Source organism: Kribbella sp., assembly GCF_035655035.1.
Lineage (GTDB): Bacteria > Actinomycetota > Actinomycetes > Propionibacteriales > Kribbellaceae > Kribbella.
In genome coordinates, this window is sequence record NZ_DASRVN010000345.1 from 1 (window position 1) to 14,328 (window position 14,328).

Annotated in this window: 18 protein-coding genes; 10 read left to right on the forward strand and 8 right to left on the reverse strand. The window is 70.1% G+C overall.

The window, feature by feature from the left end:
* The 4 genes from VFF46_RS19175 to xylB all read left to right on the forward strand — a co-directional run.
* On the forward strand, positions 1-423 hold a 423-nt coding region (locus VFF46_RS19175), incomplete at its 5' end, for a sugar ABC transporter permease (RefSeq protein WP_325038520.1).
* Positions 420-1,265: a carbohydrate ABC transporter permease gene (locus VFF46_RS19180; protein WP_325038521.1), complete on the forward strand. Its 846-nt coding sequence runs from the start codon at positions 420-422 to the stop codon at positions 1,263-1,265. The genes VFF46_RS19175 and VFF46_RS19180, both read left to right, overlap by 4 nt.
* Positions 1,262-2,719, forward strand: a complete 1,458-nt coding sequence (locus VFF46_RS19185; RefSeq protein ID WP_325038522.1) for a mannitol dehydrogenase family protein — start codon at positions 1,262-1,264, stop codon at positions 2,717-2,719. Before VFF46_RS19180 ends, VFF46_RS19185 begins: the two co-directional genes overlap by 4 nt.
* A 9-nt stretch (positions 2,720-2,728) precedes the next feature.
* Positions 2,729-4,168: a xylulokinase gene (gene xylB / locus VFF46_RS19190; protein ID WP_325038523.1), complete on the forward strand. Its 1,440-nt coding sequence runs from the start codon at positions 2,729-2,731 to the stop codon at positions 4,166-4,168.
* Here the strand turns inward: xylB and VFF46_RS19195 are convergent.
* On the reverse strand, positions 4,165-5,211 hold the full coding sequence (locus VFF46_RS19195) for an ArsR/SmtB family transcription factor (RefSeq protein ID WP_325038524.1): 1,047 nt from the start codon (positions 5,209-5,211) through the stop codon (positions 4,165-4,167). The two genes, xylB and VFF46_RS19195, sit on opposite strands and share 4 nt — an antisense overlap.
* A 55-nt stretch (positions 5,212-5,266) precedes the next feature.
* On the opposite strand from VFF46_RS19195, the gene VFF46_RS19200 reads away from it, so the two are divergent.
* Positions 5,267-6,100: an aldo/keto reductase gene (locus VFF46_RS19200; protein WP_325038525.1), complete on the forward strand. Its 834-nt coding sequence runs from the start codon at positions 5,267-5,269 to the stop codon at positions 6,098-6,100.
* 111 nt (positions 6,101-6,211) lie between these two features.
* On the forward strand, positions 6,212-6,712 hold the full coding sequence (locus VFF46_RS19205) for a YkvA family protein (RefSeq protein ID WP_325038526.1): 501 nt from the start codon (positions 6,212-6,214) through the stop codon (positions 6,710-6,712).
* Here the strand turns inward: VFF46_RS19205 and VFF46_RS19210 are convergent.
* Positions 6,696-6,953 (reverse strand): hypothetical protein, encoded by a 258-nt coding sequence (locus tag VFF46_RS19210; protein ID WP_325038527.1) that lies wholly within the window; start codon positions 6,951-6,953, stop codon positions 6,696-6,698. The genes VFF46_RS19205 and VFF46_RS19210 overlap by 17 nt on opposite strands.
* Positions 6,950-7,126 (reverse strand): hypothetical protein, encoded by a 177-nt coding sequence (locus VFF46_RS19215; RefSeq protein ID WP_325038528.1) that lies wholly within the window; start codon positions 7,124-7,126, stop codon positions 6,950-6,952. The genes VFF46_RS19210 and VFF46_RS19215 overlap by 4 nt, the downstream gene beginning before the upstream one ends.
* An 82-nt stretch (positions 7,127-7,208) precedes the next feature.
* Between VFF46_RS19215 and VFF46_RS19220 the strand changes: the two genes are divergently transcribed.
* Together VFF46_RS19220 and VFF46_RS19225 are read left to right on the forward strand one after the other, a co-directional pair.
* Positions 7,209-8,090: a LysR family transcriptional regulator gene (locus VFF46_RS19220; protein WP_325038529.1), complete on the forward strand. Its 882-nt coding sequence runs from the start codon at positions 7,209-7,211 to the stop codon at positions 8,088-8,090.
* The gene (locus tag VFF46_RS19225; protein WP_325038530.1) at positions 8,087-8,452 is read left to right on the forward strand and encodes a hypothetical protein; all 366 of its coding nucleotides are present in this window, start codon (positions 8,087-8,089) and stop codon (positions 8,450-8,452) included. The genes VFF46_RS19220 and VFF46_RS19225 overlap by 4 nt, the downstream gene beginning before the upstream one ends.
* On the opposite strand, the gene VFF46_RS19230 is transcribed toward VFF46_RS19225, so the two are convergent.
* Positions 8,439-8,978, reverse strand: coding sequence for an RNA polymerase sigma factor (locus VFF46_RS19230; RefSeq protein ID WP_325038531.1), 540 nt, complete (start codon positions 8,976-8,978; stop codon positions 8,439-8,441). The genes VFF46_RS19225 and VFF46_RS19230 overlap by 14 nt on opposite strands.
* A 41-nt stretch (positions 8,979-9,019) precedes the next feature.
* Here VFF46_RS19230 and VFF46_RS19235 point away from each other — a divergent pair, with 41 nt between their 5' ends.
* Positions 9,020-10,030 (forward strand): serine/threonine-protein kinase, encoded by a 1,011-nt coding sequence (locus tag VFF46_RS19235; protein ID WP_325038532.1) that lies wholly within the window; start codon positions 9,020-9,022, stop codon positions 10,028-10,030.
* A gap of 241 nt (positions 10,031-10,271) precedes the next feature.
* Here the strand turns inward: VFF46_RS19235 and VFF46_RS19240 are convergent, their stop codons facing one another.
* Positions 10,272-11,822 carry an HD domain-containing phosphohydrolase gene (locus VFF46_RS19240; protein WP_325038533.1) on the reverse strand — a complete coding sequence of 517 codons (1,551 nt, stop codon included), beginning with the start codon at positions 11,820-11,822 and terminating at the stop codon, positions 10,272-10,274.
* A gap of 118 nt (positions 11,823-11,940) precedes the next feature.
* Between VFF46_RS19240 and VFF46_RS19245 the strand changes: the two genes are divergently transcribed.
* On the forward strand, positions 11,941-12,312 hold the full coding sequence (locus VFF46_RS19245) for a hypothetical protein (protein ID WP_325038534.1): 372 nt from the start codon (positions 11,941-11,943) through the stop codon (positions 12,310-12,312).
* 9 nt (positions 12,313-12,321) lie between these two features.
* Here VFF46_RS19245 and VFF46_RS19250 read toward each other — a convergent pair whose 3' ends face one another.
* The 3 genes from VFF46_RS19250 to VFF46_RS19260 are packed head-to-tail and all read right to left on the reverse strand — an operon-like array spanning position 12,322 to position 14,317.
* Complete coding sequence (locus VFF46_RS19250; RefSeq protein ID WP_325038535.1) at positions 12,322-13,335, reverse strand: S66 peptidase family protein; 1,014 nt, start codon at positions 13,333-13,335, stop codon at positions 12,322-12,324.
* Complete coding sequence (locus tag VFF46_RS19255; RefSeq protein WP_325038536.1) at positions 13,336-14,181, reverse strand: aldehyde dehydrogenase family protein; 846 nt, start codon at positions 14,179-14,181, stop codon at positions 13,336-13,338. It abuts the gene before it with no gap.
* A gap of 16 nt (positions 14,182-14,197) precedes the next feature.
* A complete protein-coding gene (locus VFF46_RS19260; protein WP_325038537.1) occupies positions 14,198-14,317 on the reverse strand; it encodes an aldehyde dehydrogenase family protein in 120 nt (39 codons plus the stop codon).
* Positions 14,318-14,328 lie beyond the last annotated feature (11 nt).

The following is a 14,328-nucleotide window of genomic DNA, read 5'->3' on the forward strand; positions in this document are numbered from 1 at the left end:
CAGCCGTTGTGGTCGATCATCTTCGCGCTGGTCTGGCAGTGGACGCCGTTCATGATGCTGATCCTGCTGGCCGGGCTGCAGAGCCGGCCGCTGGACGTCATCGAGGCGGCCGGGATCGACGGCGCGAACCAGTGGGAGATCTTCCGCTACATGACGCTCCCGCACCTGCGCCAGTACCTGGAGCTGTCCGCGCTGCTCGGGTCGATCTACGTCGTCCAGAACTTCGACGCGGTCTTCACGATCACCTCCGGCGGCCTCGGTACGGCGAACCTGCCGTACACGATCTACCAGACCTTCTACACCGCGCACGACTACGGACGGGCGTCCGCGGCCGGGGTGATCGTCGTCATCGGTACGATCGCGATCGCGACGTTCGCGCTCCGGTCGGTGTCCACGCTGTTCCGAGAGGAGACGGGCAAATGAGCGGCCAGGTCACAATGGTCAAAGGCCACTCGCGCCGTGGCGGTGGCTGGGCGCTGAGTGGGTTGGCGTGGATCGTCGGGATCCTGTTCGTGCTGCCGGTGCTGTGGATGTTGCTGACGTCCTTCCACTCCGAGGAGAACGCGGCGAAGAACCCGCCGGACCTCACCGCTCCGCTGACCCTGGACGGCTTCCGGTCGTTCTTCGCCATCGGCCCGTGGCCGTCGATCGCGAACTCACTCACCTCGAGCATCCTGTCGACGGTGCTGGTGATCCTGCTCGCGTTCCCGGCGGCGTACGCGCTGTCGATCCGGCCGGTTCGCAAGTGGACCGATGTGATGTTCTTCTTCCTGTCCACGAAGATGCTGCCGGTGGTGGCCGGGCTGCTGCCCATCTACCTGTTCGCGCAGTCGATCAAGTTCCTCGACAACATCTGGCTGCTGGTCATCCTCTACACCTCGATGAACCTGCCGATCGCGGTCTGGATGCTGCGCAGCTTCCTGTCCGAGGTTCCGGTCGAGATCCTCGAGGCAGCCTCGGTCGACGGAGCCTCGCTGAGCCGCACGCTGCGGTCCGTGGTCGCTCCGGTGGTCACGCCCGGGATCGCTTCGGTCGCACTGATCTGCTTCATCTTCAGCTGGAACGAGTTGCTGTTCGCCCGGGTCCTCACCGGCACCCGGGCGCAGACGGCTCCGGTGTTCTTGACCGGTTTCGTGACCAGTCAAGGATTGTTCCTCGCCAAGGTCTGTGCCGCGTCCATCGTGGTGTCGCTGCCCGTGCTGATCGCCGGGTTCGCCGCGCAGGACAAGCTCGTCCAGGGTCTGTCGCTGGGGGCGGTCAAGTGAAGCTGTCGTCAACCACTCTCGACGGCCTGGGGATCGTTGCCCCGAGCTACGACCGTACGGCGGTGACGCCGGGCATCGTGCACTTCGGCGTCGGCGGGTTCCACCGGGCTCATCAGGCGATGTACCTGGACCGGCTGATGTCGGACGGGAAGGCCCTCGACTGGGGGATCGTCGGTGTCGGTGTGCTGCCGAACGATCGGCGGATGGCGGAGGTGATGGCCGCCCAGGACTGCCTGTACACGTTGGTGATCAAGCATCCGGACGGGCAGCTGGAGCCGCGGGTGATCGGGTCGATCGTCGACTACCTGTTCGCGCCGGACTCGGCCGAGGCGGTGCTCGAGCGGATGACCGATCCGGCGACGCGGATCGTGTCGCTGACGATCACCGAGGGCGGGTACCACGTCAACCAGGTGACGGGGGAGCTGGACGCGTCCGATCCGGCGCTCGCGGCGGACCTTGTACCGGGAGCGACGCCGGGGAGCGCGTTCGGGTTCATCGTCGAGGCACTGCGCCGGCGGCGGGCGGCCGGCGTACCGCCGTTCACCGTGATGTCCTGCGACAACATCCCCGGCAACGGGCACGTGGCGCGGAAGATGATCTCGAGCTTCGCACGCCTGAAGGATCCTGCGACCGCGGAGTTCCTGGAGACCGAGGTCCGCTTCCCGAACTGCATGGTCGACCGGATCACGCCGGTCACCACGGACGCGGACCGGGCCGCGCTGGCCGAGCGGTTCGGGGTCGAGGACGGCTGGCCGGTGGTGTGCGAGCCGTTCACGCAGTGGGTGCTCGAGGACGACTTCGGCGGGGTGCGGCCGCCGTACGAGGATGTCGGCGTCCAGATCGTCGAGGACGTCGAGCCGTACGAGCTGATGAAGCTGCGGCTGCTGAACGCGTCGCACCAGGCGCTGTGCTACCTCGGCTTCCTGGCCGGCTACCGGTACGCGCACGAGGTGTGCCAGGACAAGCTGTTCGTCGACTTCCTGCTCGGCTACATGGACAACGAAGGTACGCCGACGTTGCCGCCGGTGCCGGGGGTGGACCTCGACCGGTACAAGCATCAGCTGATCGAGCGGTTCGCGAACCCCGAAGTACGGGACACGCTCGCGCGGTTGTGTGCGGAGAGCTCGGACCGGATCCCGAAGTGGTTGCTGCCGGTGGTCCGTGAGCAGCTGGCGGCCGGGCGGGAGATCAAGCGGTCGGTGCTCGTGGTCGCGTCCTGGGCGCGGTACGCCGAGGCTGTCGACGAGCAGGGGAACCCGATCGAGGTCGTGGACCGGTTGCGGGACAAGCTGGTCGAGCGTGCCCAGCACAACCGGGAGGATCCGCTGGTGTTCATCTCGGACCCGGACCTGTTCGGGGACCTGGCCTCCGACGAGCGCTTCGTGACGCAGTACCGGGCCGCGTTGCAGTCGCTCCACGAGATCGGCGCCCGCCGCACGCTGGAAGCACTCTAGTGTGGGGGCATGACTGAGCTGAGGTTGGTCGCCGGGGTGGACTGTTCCACCCAGGCGACCAAGGTTCTGGTGTGCGAGGCCGAGACCGGGGCGGTCGTCCGCGAAGGCCGGGCGCCGCATCCGGACGCGACCCAGGTGGATCCGGCCGAGTGGTGGAAGGCGTGGGAGTCCGCGTCCGACGGGCTGCTCGACGGTGTCCAGGCGATCGCCGTCGGCGGCCAGCAACACGGCATGGTGCTGCTGGACGAAGCCGGCGAGGTCGTGCACCCGGCAGTCCTCTGGAACGACACCAGCTCGGCCGACGCCACGACGGAACTGATCGCCGAACTCGGCGGCCCCGAGGCCTGGGCCGATGCGATCGGCTCGGTGCCGGTCCCGTCCTTCACGGTCACCAAGCTGCGCTGGATGCGCGATGAAGCCGTGGCCGACGAGGTACGGCGGGAGGCCGTACGGCGGGCTGCCGCCGTCGTACTGCCGCACGACTGGATGACCCATCGGCTGGCGGCCGATCGGTCGGGGATCGAGGGGATCACCACCGATCGGGGTGACGTCTCGGGGACCGGGTGGTGGGATCCGAAGACGAACAGCTACCGGACCGAGCTGGTCGAGCTGGCGTTCGGGCGGCAGCTGCAGTTGCCGCGGGTTGCCGGGCCGGCGGAGATCCTCGGGCAGACGGCGTTCGGGGCGGCGATCGCGGCCGGTACCGGTGACAACGCGGCCGCGGCGCTGGGTCTCGACCTGCAGCCGGGTGATGTCGCGGTGTCGCTCGGTACCAGCGGTACGGCGTTCGCCCGGTGCGCGCACCCGACGAGGGACGCGACCGGCCTGGTCGCCGCGTTCGCCGACGCCACCGGCGAGTACCTCCCGCTCGTCTGCACGCTCAACGCGGCCCGGGTGATGTCCGCGACCGCCCAGATGCTCGGCCTGGAACTCGCCGCCTTCGACGAGGCCGCGATCACCTCGCCCGGCAGCAACGGCCTGGTCCTGCTCCCGTTCCTGGACGGCGAACGTACGCCGGACCTCCCGCACTCGACCGGCCTGATCTACGGCCTGACCCGCGCCACCATGCAGCCCGCGACCATGGCCCGCGCCGCCGTCGAAGGCCTCCTCTGCGGCCTGGCCGACGCCGTGGACGCCCTCCGCGACCAGAACGTCCCCGTCCAGCGCGTCCTGCTCCTGGGCGGCGGCGCCCGCTCCCGCGCCGTCCAGGCCCTGGCCCCCGCCCTCCTCGGAGCCGAGGTCGTCCTCCCCGAACCCGCCGAGTACGTCGCCCTCGGCGCCGCCCGCCAGGCCGCCTGGGCCCTCTCCGGCGCCCCGACCCCACCCACCTGGCCGATCCCGCTCAGCAAACCCGAACCCGCCCTCACCGTCGACGCCCACACCATCCGCGCCAACTACAGCCAGGTCCTCACCAACACCCGCCCCCTGCTCTCCCAGCCGTACAACTAACCCGCCGCGGTCAGTAGACCTTCGGCTGCGGACGTTCGTGAGTACAGGACCAGACGGCCGGCGCGGTGGGAGGTGACGAGGCCGGCTTGGCGGAGGGCGGTCAGGTGCTGGGAGACGCCGCCGGGGGTGAGGTCTGTCCGGGCCGCCAGGTCGGTGGTTGAGCGTGGGGCGTCGAGGTGGGTGAGGAGGGTCGCGCGGGAGCGGCCGAGGACGGCGGCGAGGCCGTCCGGAGCCTTCTGGGTGGAGGCGGTCCAGAGTGTTGCCACGCCGCGGGCTGGATACGTGAGCGTGGGTTGCCAGGGTGGGATGGTGCTCGAGTAGACGGACGGCCAGACGAACGCGGACGGGGTGAGCAGGAGGCCTTCGCCGCTCAGTTGGCGGGCGCCCTGGAAGCGCCGGTGGCGGATGGACAGGACGCCGTCGCGCCAGGTCACGCCGGTGGCCAGGTCCTCGAACAGGCCTGCGGGACCCGCCTGGCCGAGGCGGCGGCCGCGGTACAGGAGGTCGCCGTCGAGCAGCGCGCGGATCCGGCCCCAGTACGGCGCGATCGCGCGCTCCCAGTACTGCTCGACCTGTTCCGCCAGCACCACCGTCCCGGCCACGGGGTCGGCGTACAGCTCGGCGACCGCGGCGGACGGGAGCTCGCCGGGTCGTGGTTTGCGGAGCCGGCGCGGCATCCGGGCCTCGGCGAGGGAACCGAACGGTGTCCGGCGGGCGTACGCGAGCACGTCGAGATCGGCACGCACCTGCTCGGGCGGCACCCGGCGGAGCGCCCCGAGGTCGGTGTCCAGGTCCGGCAGCGGGCTGTTCGGAGTCGGCGTCAGGAAGTCGGCGACGTACCAGACCTCCGGATCGATCAGGTCGAACAGCAGCTCCAGGTCCACCCCGCCGAGCTTTTGCCGGGCCGCCGTCGTCCACGCGCGGTGGAACGGGTGCGGCCGCGGCGACCTGAGCAGCCGGACACTCGCCACGACCTCCCACAACGGGGAGATCGCGAGCCGCGTCCGGGCCAGGTCCGCCACGGTGAAGGTGAGCGTCAGCATTCAGCTCAGCCTAAATCATTTCCGGTACGCCGTCCGTCCGCCGGACGCTGTCCGCATGAACAACACCCGCAGGAAGATCGGCGAACTCGACGTCCACCGTCTCGGCTTCGGCGCGATGCGCTTGACCGGGTACCGCCCGGCCGCCGACCGAACGGACGCGATCCGGGTCGCCCGCCGCGCCGTCGAGCTCGGGGTCGACTTCATCGACACCGCGGACGCGTACGGCGTCGGAGCCAACGAGGAACTGCTGGCCGAGGCGTTGCACCCGTACGGCGACGTACTGATCGCCACCAAGGTCGGCCACACCCGCCCGTCGCCGCGCGAGTGGACCCCGTGCGGACGCCCGGAGTACCTGCGGCAGGCCACCGAGCTGTCCTTGCGCCGGCTCCGGGTCGACCGCATCGACCTGCTGCAGCTGCACCGCGTCGACCCCGCCGTACCGTACGCCGACCAGCTCGCCGCGCTCGCCGGACTGGTTGCCGAGGGCAAGGTGCGACACGTCGGCCTGTCCGAGGTGTCGGTCGAGCAGCTCGTCGAGGCCCGGCAGTACGTCGACGTGGTGAGCGTGCAGAACCGCTACAACCTCACCGACCGCAGCCACGAGGGCGTTCTCGACTACTGCACCGCCGAAGGGATCGCGTTCATTCCGTGGGTCCCGATCGCGCATGGTGAGCACGCCGCCTCCCGGCTGCTCGGGATGATCGCCGCCGAGCTGGGCGCCACCGCCGCGCAGTTGTCGCTGGCCTGGCTCCTGCACCGGTCGCCGGTGATGGTCCCGATCCCGGGAACGAGTTCGCTCCGGCACCTCGAGGAGAACGTCGCGGCCGCCGCCCTCGACCTGACCCCCGACCACCTCGCCCGGCTCGCCGCGCTGAGCCCGATCGGCTGAACCGCCCTCTACAGTGCTCGCCGCGCTGAGCCCGGTCGGCTGAACCGCCCTGTGCGGTGCGGCTCGCTGCGTTGAGACCGGTTGGCTGAAGTGCCCTCTACAGTGGGGGGGATGGTTTATGTCGGTGGGGTGCTCGGGCTGATCGGGCTGCTGACGTTGGTGTTCCGCGACGGTGACGTCGTCGGGGTGCCCGCCGTGGGCGTCGGGATCGGGCTGCTGGTGATCGGCATCGGGCTCGGCGCGCTCGGCGTACTGCGCCGGCGCGCCGTCCGGCGGCGGAAGATCGCCGGCGGCGAGCCGGTCCCGGTCGGCAACGTGTTCGAGCGCGCCCAGGCCCTGCCGCGGCTGCTCCGCGACGTCCGCCGCGGCACCTACACCGACCTGCCGCGGAACCGGACGTTCCTCTGGCTGATCGCGATCGTCTACCTGGTCTCGCCGATCGACCTCATTCCCGACCTGCTGCCGATCATTGGCGTCACCGACGATGCCGGTGTCTTCATGTGGCTGCTCACCAGCGTCTCCACCGCCGCCGGGCTCTACCTGCGCAAGGAGCGCGAGCAGCTCCCGCAGCAGCCGCCGCCGCGCGGCCGCCGGGCTACGGACGGCGGCTGAGCCAGTCGGCGACGTCCTCGGCCGCCTCCTCGGGATGCTCGTACGCGAACAGTTGCAGCGCGTCGGTCGGCGTACCACGCCCGCTGAGACGGTTGGCCGCGGCAACCAACTCCTGCGCGGCGGCCAGGACCCGCGCGGCCTGCGCCGCCGCCTCCGCCGGATCGTCCAGCGACACCGCGGCAGCGGCCAGATCCGCGACCTCGCACGCCTGGTAGGCCATCGCGACCCGCGCCGGGTTCATCCGAACGCCCGCACGAAAAACAGCCCGGGCAGCAGCGCGGCGGTCGTGGTCGCGTTCGCGGTCACCGGCGGCATCCCGGCGCCGACCAGCGCGGCCAGTGCCACGAAGCTCCCGCCGCCGCCGACGGCGTTCAGCGCGCCGGCCGCGACACCGGCCAGGAGGATCAGCAGCACCCTTCGAGGATCCGGGTTCCGCCGGCACTCCACAATGCGCGATCCCCGTAGTCAGCCTCAGGCTGAGACGTAGGCTGATCGTATGCGTTACGACCTCGACGACCTCCGCCTGTTCACTCACGTCGCGGCGGAGGGCTCGATCACCGCCGGAGCGCGGGTGATGCACCTCAGTCTGCCTTCGGCCAGTGCGCGGGTCAGAGCGCTCGAAGCGCAGGCCGGCGTACCGCTGCTGGTCCGCGAGCGGCGCGGCGTCCGGCTGACCCCGGCCGGGGCGACGCTGGCCCGGCACGCCCGCGAGGTGCTGGCCCAGACGACCCGCCTGGACAGCGCGGTCGCGTCGTACGCCGTGCCGCGCTCGGCCCCGATCCGCCTGGTCGCGGGCGGGTCCGCGATGCATCAGCTGGTACCGCTCGCGCTCGCGACGTTCCTTCGCGATCATCCGGAGTACGACGTGAACGTGAGCGAGCGGCGTACCGTCCGGATGGTCCGGCTGCTCGCCGCCGGGGAGGCCGATCTCGGCGTGATCCTCGACGACGAGCCGACCCCGCTGCGCACCGAACCGCTGGCCGACGACTCGCTGGTCGTGATCGGTCAGGCGGGCGGCACGCTGTCGGGCCGGGAGTCGATCGCGTACGCCGAGGTCGCGGAGCACCCGCTGGTGGGGCTCGACCGGAACTCGCCGCTGAGCCAGTGGATGGAGGACCGGCTCGGGCCGCATGCGCCGGCGCCGCGGTACCGCACGCTGGTGCCGACGCTGCACGCGCTGATCACGCTCGCCACTGCGGGCGCGGGGCTGGCCGTCGTACCGCGCCGGGCTGTCGATCCGAGTGCCGAGGTGGACATCTGCCCGCTGCAGGACGCGTGGTCGACGCGGCATCATCTGGTCTGTTACGCGGCCGATGCTCCGGAGGCGGTGCACCTGCTGGCCGGGCATCTGCACGCGGCAGCTAGCGTTCAGGCATGAGCGCGGACATTCCCCTGCAGGCGTTCGAGGCCCTGCTGCACAGTCCGAACGTACCGACGGTGTGCCGGGCGCTGAACATGTACCAGGTGGCCGCGGCCTACACCCAGCTGAGCGGGGGCAACCCGCTCGAACCGCTCGCTGCCGACGTACGGCAGGTCGCGCTCGAGATCCTGTCCCGCGCGCCGGTCGAGGCAGGCGACGACATCGCCGCGGGGTTCGACCACGTCAGTGCGCTCAACGTCCTCACCACGCTCGCCGAACCCGACGACCTCACACTGATCACCAAGGTGCTAGAAAGCACACCGCACGAACAAGTGCGCGCCGTCGCCGCCCTGGCGATCCAACGGATCAGCGGACGGTGAGGCGTTCGGCTACTGCTTTGCGGGCTTGGTGGATCCGGGCCTTGACGGTGCCCAGTGGTACGTCGAGTTCGTCGGCGATCTCGGCGTAGGAGAGGGCGCCCAAGTCGCGGAGGACGAGGGGCTGGACGAGTTGGGGGTGGCTGGACTCGAGCGCCTCGAGGGCTTCGAGGAGGTCCAGGCGGGAGCCGGCGATCACCGACGTGGTGCGCGGGTCGACGGACTCCGGCAGCACCTCGGCGGACTGCTCGACCGAGCGGCGCTTCAGCGAGCGGTACGTCTGCCGTGCCTGGTTGGTGGCCACGATCGTGACCCAGCCGGCGAAGCTCCCGGTGCCCTTGAACGTGTGCACCTTGTTCGCCACCTGGAGCAGCGTGTCCTGGACCGCCTCCTCGGCGTCCTCCCGGTACGGCAGGAACTTGGCCACCCGGCGCTGCACCTGCGGACGGATCGCCTGCAGGAGTTGTGGAATCACCGACTGGTCCCCGGAAGCAGCCCGGGCCGCGAGTTCTTCCAACTCCTCGGTCATGCTCCCCCTTTTGAGCTCGTGTGTGACCGACAATAGCCGGGATGGATGTCATCGGGCGGTACCGGTTACGGGCCAAGATCGGCGCGGGTGCGTTCGCGACCGTCTGGCGGGGGTACGACGACGACCTGGACGTCGACGTCGCCGTCAAGGTGCTCGCGGACAACTGGGCGTCGCGCGCCGACGTGCGGGAACGGTTCCTGTCCGAGGCGCGGCTGATGCGCCGGATCGCCAGCGACCGGGTGGTCCGGGTCTTCGACCTGGGCAAGCTCGACGACGGCCGCCCGTACTTCGTGATGGACTACGTCGGCGGCGGCACCCTGGCCGACGTACTGCGGCAGGGCCGGCTGGACCCGGTGGACGCGCTCTGGTGGGGCGCGGACCTGGCCCGCGCGGTGGCCGCCCTGCACGCGGAGGGCGTCGTACACCGTGATGTCACCCCGGCGAACCTGCTGCTCCGGCCGGGCGACGAGGCGGGCGGCGGGACGCACCGGATCGTGCTCGCCGACCTCGGGCTGGCGAAACGTGCCGCCGAGGCGTCCGGGCTCACCCAGGCCGTCGGTACGCCGTCGTACATGGCGCCCGAGCAGGGCCGTGGGGACGGCGGGTTCGACGAGCGCGCGGACATCTACGCGGTCGGCGCGGTCACGTACGCCCTGCTCACCGGCCATCCGCCGTACTCCGCGGCGTCGATCGGCGAGGTCGTGAACCGCGACCCCGACCTGGCCCCGGAGAGCCTCCGCCCGGTGCTGCACGACTCGGTCGGGCAACTGGACGACATCTTCGCGCGAGCCCTCGCGTACCGGGTCGCCGACCGCTGGGAGCGCGCCGACACCCTGGCCGACCGCCTGGAGGCCGAGGCGTACCGCCTGGAGCAGGAGGCCCCGCTGCGTGCGGCGGAACGGACCACGATCACCGAGGACGACCTGGACACGACCGTCGCCACCGATCCGCCGGTACGTCGACGGCGCCGCCGGCGGGCGTGGTACCTGCTCGCGCTGCCCGTCGTGTTCGTCGCTGCCGGCGTCGGCGGATGGTTCCTCTTCGGGCGATGACTGCATAGAGTAGCTGTACGGCTACTTACCGCAGTCTTGTGAGGCCCCGGCGACAGTCGCGGCGAACAGGCTGAAAGGCACCAGCTACGACGACCCCGGCCTCACCCTGCAGGCCAAGATCAAGTGGAAGTTCCTGAGCACCACGGCACCGGTCGCCTGCTACCCCGACCCGAACCCAGCCCTCACCCGGACATCGGTGCGCTGACTGATGCGCGGCTGCTCCTGCTGGTTACGGGCTCGGTTACTCGGGAAGTAGGCCGTGCCTCGTGGCGAAGAGTGCTGCGGCGGCCCGGTTCGAGACACCGATCTTCGTATAAATGTGCTCGATGTGGTTGCCGACGGTCTTGGGGGTGACCACCAGGCGCTTCGCGATCTCCTTGTTCGGCAAACCGCGGGCGACGAGCCGGAGGACGTCGATCTCTCTGTTCGTGAGGCCTTTGTTGTCGGCACGCCGGCGCGGCACCCGATGGCCTGCGGCGGCGAGCACCGCCGCAACCACCTCAGGGTCGAGCCGGCCTTCTCGAGCGTCGACTCGTAGTTCGTTCGCGGCCTCGTCAGGCGCACGGGGCGCCCGGTGTGGGCGGGGCTCGAGCATCGCTTGATAGCTGTCCGCGGCGGCGACGACGCGTGCGGCGCGCGAGATGCCGTCGCCGGCGACGCCACCTGGGTAGCCGGATCCGTCGAGGCGTTCGCGGTGCTGGCCGACGATGCGAGCGGTCGGCGCCAGCGCCGCAGACTGCTGAAGCATGTGCTGGCCGAGTTGTGGCACGAGCCGTACGCGTTCCCACTCGGCAGTGCTGAGTGGACGGGGCTTGTCCCAAACGGCGTTCGACACTCCGAGGCGTCCGAAACCCGCGGTCAGCCCAGCGCGGTAGACGGACGAGCGTTCCGCCGCAGTCATCTCGACGCCGGCTGCGGCAGCCACGGCGAGGTTGGCGACGGCTTCGGAGTGACCGAGGAAGTACGGCGACTTGAGGTCGACGAAACGACCGATGGCAGCGAGCGCGGCGTCGACCGTGGCCTGCGTCAGCACACGCAGCGCTGGCTCGCCGTCCAGCACGGCGTCCCACGAGCCGATCTCGTCGAGTTGGTGGAACACCTTCTCGGCGTTGGCTCGAAGGGTCGCGACCAGACTCGGATCGAACTGCGTCGCCGCTCCGTGGCCGGCGAAGGCCACCGCGCCGTCGACACCGTGGTTGCGATAGGCCACCTCGGCGAACTCCGCGAGCTGGACGACACGAGCCGCGATCGGGATCTGGTCACCGCGGCGTTCACCGGGCCACCCGCACCCGTCCCATCGCTCATAGGATCCGGCGAGCGCGTCGAGCGCCCCGCCCGGAAGACCGAGCTCCTCGCCGAGCGCGCGGGCGAGACGGGCGTGCTCCGCGATCATCGCCTCGACCTCTTTGTGACCGCCGAGCAGGAACTCGAAGCCGACCCGCAGGCGGTGCAGTGGTGACGAACCGGCTCCGAGGAGCCCGAGCATCGTCGTCAGCTCCGCCAGCTTGCTCGCCGGGTCGTCGTACTTGTGGGTCTTGAACGCGATGTCGTCGCCGAACCAGCGAGCCTGTTCGTGGGCATCCGCGTGGCAGCCGACGTTGACGAGCAACGCGCTGTAGTACGCGGCGGCCCGGGTGTCCTCGTCGGCGCCGGTCAGCTCACACAGTCGCATCGCGATCCGGCACTGGCGCAGTACATGCTCCATCGGCTGCCCGAACGCGAGATCGATCCCGAGCGACAACGCGCCGAGCAACTCCGCCAACCGGACGTCCGACTCCGCACCTCCGCCCATGAGCGAAGCATAGGCCGCCGCCGACCGGACGGCGGTCGAAGATGAGGGATTCGCCCCATGACCGGCGATGACCGCGGTCGTTACCGTCCTTTTGAGGATCGAACGAAAGGAAACGACCATGGGGAAAGCATCGAGCGCGAGCGCGCACAAGGTGGCTGACTACGGGGTAGCGGTCGACCGGTCGACCGAGCTCGACGGCTACACCGTCAACTTCACGACCATCACCAAGAGCCACGATCTCGGGCCGATGCTCGCGTCGCTCCCGGGCGGGAACTGCTCATGTCCGCACTGGGGTTACGTGTTCAAAGGCCGACTGATCGTCCGGTACCCGGGCAGTGCGGCGGAGGTCATCGAGGCAGGCGACGCCTTCTACATGCGACCCGGACACGCGCCCGAAGCCGAAGAGGGCACCGAACTCGTCCAGTTCAGCCCGACCGAGCAGCTCGCCGAAACGGAGGCTGCGATCGCCAAGGCCCTGCAAGTCAGCTGACGCAGGACGCTAGTACCTGACAGTGATCCGTGCCGCGGCCGGGTCGATCCGGACCTGGCCGCCGTACGGCAGCACCAGCATCGGATCCGTGTGCCCGATGTCGAGCCCCTTCACCACCACCGCGTCCGGGTTGTACTCCGTCAGCACCCGATCGACCGCCAGGTACTGATCGGTGACGTACGCGACGGACTGCTCCGGCGTCAGCTCCTGGAACAACGACCGCGACTTCGGCCGCGCCCACAGCACCGCGTCGAAACGCTCCAGCAGCCCGCGTTCGCCCATGTTCCGGAGCATCCGGTAGACCTCCTCGGACGTCGGCATCTCCTCACTGGTCTCGCCGAACAGCACGCCGCCGTACGACTCGGTCGGCAGCATCCAGCGGTTCGCCGACAGTTGCCAGTCGAGGATCTCGACGCAACCGCCCCAGAGCTTCCCGGTGACCTCGCGGGTCCCGTTCCACAGCCACCCGGTGCCCGGGAACAGCGGCGGCTCGGTCTCCAGGTTCTCCGGGATCTTCCAGTCGTGGTCGACGTCGGTCCAGCCGGCGGCCGGCGTCAGGTCGAACTCGCCGCCGGTGAACATTGCCGCGCGCAACGACCTCTCGGTGTCCGGGTGCATCGCGCCGCCGCGGCCGAACTGGACCATCACGCTGCCGCCGTAGTACCCCGGCAAGCCCTGTGTGTGCAGGAAATTCAGCAGGTTCGTGTTGTCGCTGTAGCCGAAGAACGGTTTCGGATCGGCACGGAACACCGCCGGGTCGAGGTGCTTCAGTACGGTGATCTGGTCGTCGCCGCCGATCGTCGCGAACACCGCGCGGATCGACGGATCCGACCAGGCCGCGTGCAGATCGGCGGCCCGCTCGGCGGCCGTCGCGCCGAGCCGGCGCGTCGTCGGGTACTCGACCGGGTCCAGCCCGAAGTCCTCGCGCAACCGTCGCAGTCCCAGTTCGTACGGCCCGGGAAAGATCTCCGGCAGCCCCCGGGACGGCGACACGATCGCGACCCGGTCACCCTGCTTCAGCACTCAGACTCCGATCGGATGCCAGACGGTCTTCAGTTCCAGGTACTGCGTGAGCCGCGACAGGCCCTGGTCCGCGGACCAGTCCTCCGCGGCGGGACGCCGTACCCGCTTGAGGTTGTCGGCGGCGGCGATCTCCAGGTCGCGGGCCTCGTCGTCGGAGGAGATCCCGCACAGGTCGATCGCGTTCACGTCCTGGTGCGACGCCAGCCACGGCCCGATCTCGGACGCGGAGCCGGTCAGGATGTTCACCACCCCGCCCGGTACGTCGGAGGTCGCCATCACCTCGCCCAGCGTCACGGCCGGCAGCGGGCGCTCGTACGACGACACCGCGACCACCGTGTTGCCGGAGACGATCGCGGGCGCGATCACACTGGTCAGCCCGAGCAGGCTGGAGGCCTGCGGGGCGAGCACCGCGACCACACCGGTTGCCTCGGGCAACGAGAAGTCGAAGTACGGGCCGGCCACCGGGTTCGAGGAGCCGACCACCTGCGCGAGCTTGTCGGCCCATCCGGCGTACCAGACCCAGCGGTCGATCGACTCGTCCACGACCGCGCGGGCCTTGGAGATCGACAGGCCCTCGCCGGCCGCCACCTCGGCGCTGAACTGCTGGTGCCGGCCCTCCATCACCTCGGCGATCCGGTACAGCACCTGGCCGCGGTTGTACGCCGTCCGCGCGTGCCACCCGTTGAACGCCTTCCGGGCCGCGACCACCGCGTCCCGGGCGTCCTTGCGGGAGGCCTGGGACGCGTTCGCGAGGAACTTGCCCTTGGCATTGTTCACGACGTACGACCGGCCCGATTCACTGCGTGGGAAGGCGCCGCCGATGTACAGCTTGTAGGTCTTGCGCACTTCAAGCCTCTGGTTGTCAGTGGGCAAGGTAGGCCTCCAGACCGTGGCGACCGCCTTCGCGGCCGTAACCCGACTCCTTGTAGCCGCCGAACGGCGAGGTCGGGTCGAAGCGGTTGAACGTGTTCGCCCAGACCACGCCGGCGCGCA